This window comes from Streptomyces humi, from assembly GCF_001005085.2.
Taxonomy (GTDB): Bacteria; Actinomycetota; Actinomycetes; order Streptomycetales; family Streptomycetaceae; genus Streptomyces; species Streptomyces humi.
On sequence record NZ_LBMU02000169.1, the window covers coordinates 1 to 4251 of the forward strand.

Annotated in this window: 1 protein-coding gene; it reads right to left on the reverse strand. The window is 71.2% G+C overall.

The features are described from left to right. On the reverse strand, window positions 1-4235 hold a 4235-nt coding region (locus AAW13_RS45435), incomplete at its 3' end, for a type I polyketide synthase (RefSeq protein ID WP_240528943.1). Window positions 4236-4251 lie beyond the last annotated feature (16 nt).

Below are 4251 nucleotides of genomic sequence, written 5' to 3' on the forward strand. Positions count from 1 at the left end.
CCCACCCCACCCACACCCGACACCACACCCGACGCCACCACACCCGACGCCAACCCACCCAAACCCCGCAACAACTCACCACGATCACCAGCCACCACCACAGCCCGGTGATCGAACACCGACCGCGCCGACACCAACGCCGAACCCACAGCGGCCAGATCCACGTCCGGACGCTCGGCCACGAACGCGCGCAACACCTCCGCCTGCGCCCGCAACGCCTCCTCCGTCCTGCCCGACACCACCCACTGGATCCCGCCGAGCGACTCGGTGTCCTCGGACTGCAAGTCACCGGGCTCCAGCACCGGAGGTTGCTCGATCACGACATGCGCGTTGGTCCCGCCCACGCCGAAGGCGGAGACGGCGGCCCGCCGGGGCCGCTCCAGCTCCGGCCACACCCGCTGCTCGGTCAGCAACTCCACCGCACCCGCCGACCAGTCCACATGCGACGACGGCGCATCCACATGCAGGGTCTTGGGGAGCACACCATGCCGCAGAGCCATCACCATCTTGATGACCCCACCCACACCGGCAGCCGCCTGCGCATGCCCGATGTTCGACTTCAACGAACCCAGGAACAAAGGCAGTTCGCCGGCGCGCTCCTGACCGTATGTCGCGATCAGTGCCTGCGCCTCGATCGGGTCACCCAGCCGCGTACCCGTCCCGTGCGCCTCCACCACATCCACATCAGCCGCACCCAACCGAGCGTCCGCCAGCGCCTGCCGGATCACCCGCTGCTGCGACGGACCGTTCGGCGCCGTCAGACCATTACTCGCACCATCCTGATTGACCGCACTCCCCCGCACCACCGCCAACACCGGATGCCCCAGCCGCAACGCGTCCGACAGACGCTCCACCACCAGCACACCCACACCCTCAGCCCACCCCGTACCATCCGCACCCTCCGCGAACGCCTTGCACCGACCATCCACCGACAACCCACGCTGCCGACTGAACTCGATGAAGGGGCCGGGAGTCGGCATGACCGTCACGCCGCCGGCCAGCGCGAGTGAGCACTCGCCGCTCCGCAGCGCCCGTATCGCCAGGTGCAGCGTCACCAGGGAGGAGGAGCATCCCGTGTCGACGGTCACCGCCGGGCCCTCCAGACCGAAGGTGTACGACAGCCGGCCCGAGACCACACTGCCCGTGGTGCCGGTCAGGATGTGGCCTTCCGTCTCGGCCGTGCCCTGGTGCAGTCGGTGGCCGTAGTCCTGGACCATGGCGCCGACGTACACGCCGGTGCGGCTGCCGCGCAGGGACACCGGATCAATGCCCGCCCGCTCCATCGCCTCCCACGACGTCTCCAACAACAACCGCTGCTGCGGATCCATCGCCAACGCCTCACGCGGCGAAATCCCGAAGAACTCCGCATCGAACTCCGCCGCGTCATACAGGAACCCACCCGACCGGGCGTACGACTTCCCCACCGCGTCCGGATCCGGATCGAACAGTGCCTCCAGGTCCCAGCCACGGTCCTCCGGGAACCCCGACACGGCATCCGTCTCGGACATCACGAGCCGCCACAGGTCCTCCGGCGACCTCACGCCACCGGGGAACCGGCAACCGATCCCGACGATCGCGACCGGCTCGGCAGCCGTCTCACCGTCGGCGACCGTCGGCGAAGGCTCCGCCGCCACCGCGGCGGAGTCGGGCTCCCCGAGCAACTGCGCCCGCATGAACCGGGCCAGGTCGCCGGCGGTCGGATGGTCGAACACGACCGTGCTCGGCAACCGCAGCCCCGTCACACCGTTCAGCCGGTTCCGCAGCTCCACCGCCATCATCGAGTCGAAGCCCAGCTCACGAAAGGCCCGATCCGGGGCGACGGGATCCGGCGTGCTGTGGCCGAGCGCCGCCGCGGCCTGTGTACGGACCAGGTCCAGCACGGCCAGGTGCTGCTCCGCCTCCGTCAGGCCGTCCAGCAGCGCCGACGGGGCGGTGCCGGCGGCCGCTTGCTGCGCGGTGCCGACCGGCTCGTCCAGCACCTCCCGCACCTCGGGGATGTCCGACAGCAGCGGAGCGCGACGAACGGCCGTGAACTGGGGAGCGAAGACCTCCCAGTCGATGTCGGCGACGATCCGCGTCGTCTCGGTGGCCGCCGTGACGCGGGCCAGCGCCGCGACCGCCAGGTCCGGGTTCATGACCCGTACGCCGCGGCTGAGGATCCTGTCCCCCACCTCGCCGTCCGCCATGCCGCCGCCTCCCCAGAGACCCCACGCCACCGACAGCGCGGTCCGTCCCCGTGCACGCCGCTGCTGGGCAAGCGCGTCGAGGTGGGCGTTGGCCGCGGCGTACGCGCCCTGTCCGCCTCCGCCCCAGATGCCGGCGCCGGAGGAGAAGAGGATGAACGCGTCCAGGTCGGTGTCCCGGAACACCTCGTCGAGGTGGTGTGCGCCGCGCACCTTGGCGGCGGTGAGCCGGGCCAGCAGGTCCAGGTCCGTCTCCGCCAGCGGCGCCGAGTCGGTCGTACCGGCCGCGTGGAGGACCGCACGGATCGGCTCACCCTCCGCAGCGGTCCTGGCGACGAGGTCGGCCAGTGCGTCCCGGTCCGCGACGTCGCACGCCGCGACGGTGACGCGTACGCCGAGGGCCGTCAGTTCGGCCTCCAGGTCTCCCGCGCCCGGCGCGGAGCGGCCCTGCCGGCTGGTGAGCACGAGGTGCTCCGCGCCGTTGGCCGCGAGCCACCGTGCGAACCGGGCGCCGACGGCGCCGGTGCCACCGGTGATGAGGACCGTGCCACGCGGCTGCCACTGCGAACGGTCGTGCAGGGACTTGCGCGCCACGCGCCCCAGACGGCGGGCGAAGACTCCGGACGGGCGGAGTGCGAGCTGGTCCTCTCCCTGCTTACCGGCGAGTGCGCCCGACAGTCTCCGCAGTACTTGCGGGTCGAGGCTTTCGGGCAGGTCGATCAGGCCGCCCCACCGGTCGGAGTGCTCCAGTCCGGCCACCAGGCCGAGCCCCCAGACCTGCGCCTGCTCCGGACGGATCGCCGTCTCCGCGCCGGGAACCTGTACGGCTCCGCGCGTGGCGCACCACAGGGGAGCGCGTACGGCGGTGTCGCCGAGCGCCTGGATGAGGAGCAGCGTCCCGGCCGGTCCGGCCTTCAGCATCGGGTCGTCCTGGCGATCTGCCTCCTCCAGGGCGAGCAAGGACAGCACCCCGGCCGGCACCGCGCCGTCGAGCGTCTCCAGCGCCTCGGCGATGCGTCGGGCCAGCGTGTCCCGATCGCAGTCCGCTCCCACGGTCAGACGTGTCACCTGAGCACCGGCGACCGACAGGGCGTCCGCCACCGGTTCCGCCCACGGGCGGACCGTGTCGCCGTCCGGTACGACGAGCATCCAGGCACCGCTCAGCGACACCGACTGAGCGTCGGACACCGGCTTCCAGTCGACGCGGTAGTGCCAGGCGTCCGCCTCGGAACGCTCACGGCTGTCGCGGCGCCACGGGCCCAGCAGCCCGAGGACGTCCTCCATCCGGGACGCGTCGTCCACACCGAGCAGTTCGGCGAGTTCGTCGCGGTCGGCACCGTCGACGGCCGCCCAGAACCGGCTCTCCTCCGGATCAGCGGCGTCCTCGGAAACCGTGGCGGTCGCACCGTCCAGCCAGTAACGCCGGTGCTGGAAGGCGTAGGTGGGCAGGTCCAGGAGGTCGGTGGCCGAACCGGTCGTGGGCCAGTGGACGGGGAGTCCGGCCGTGAAGGCCTCGCCGAGGGAGAGCAGCATGCGCCGCTGTTCGTCTTCGTTACGGCGCAGGGTCCCCAGCACCACCGCGTCCGCGTCCATCTCCTCGACCGTCTCCTCGACAGCCGCGGTCAGCACCGGATGCGCACTGGCCTCGACAAAAGCGTCGAAGCCGTCCGCAAGCAACGCCCTCGTCGCACCACGGAAATCGACGGTCTGCCGCAGATTCCTGAACCAGTACTCCGCGTCCAGCTCCGAACCCTCCACCACGGTGCCGGTCACCGCCGAATAGAACGGCACCCCACCAGAGCGAGGACGCACCGGCTCCAGCAACCCCAGCAACTCACCCCGGATCTCCTCCACATGCGCCGAATGCGACGCATAGTCCACCGGAATCCGCCGCGCCCGCACCCCCTCCGCCTCACAAGCCGCAAGCAACTCCTCCAACGCCCCCACATCACCCGACACCACCGTCGACAACGGCCCGTTCACCGCCGCCACCGACAACCCCTCACCAAGCCGCCCAACCACCTCATCCACCGGCAACGCGACCGACACCATCCCCCCACGCCCCGCC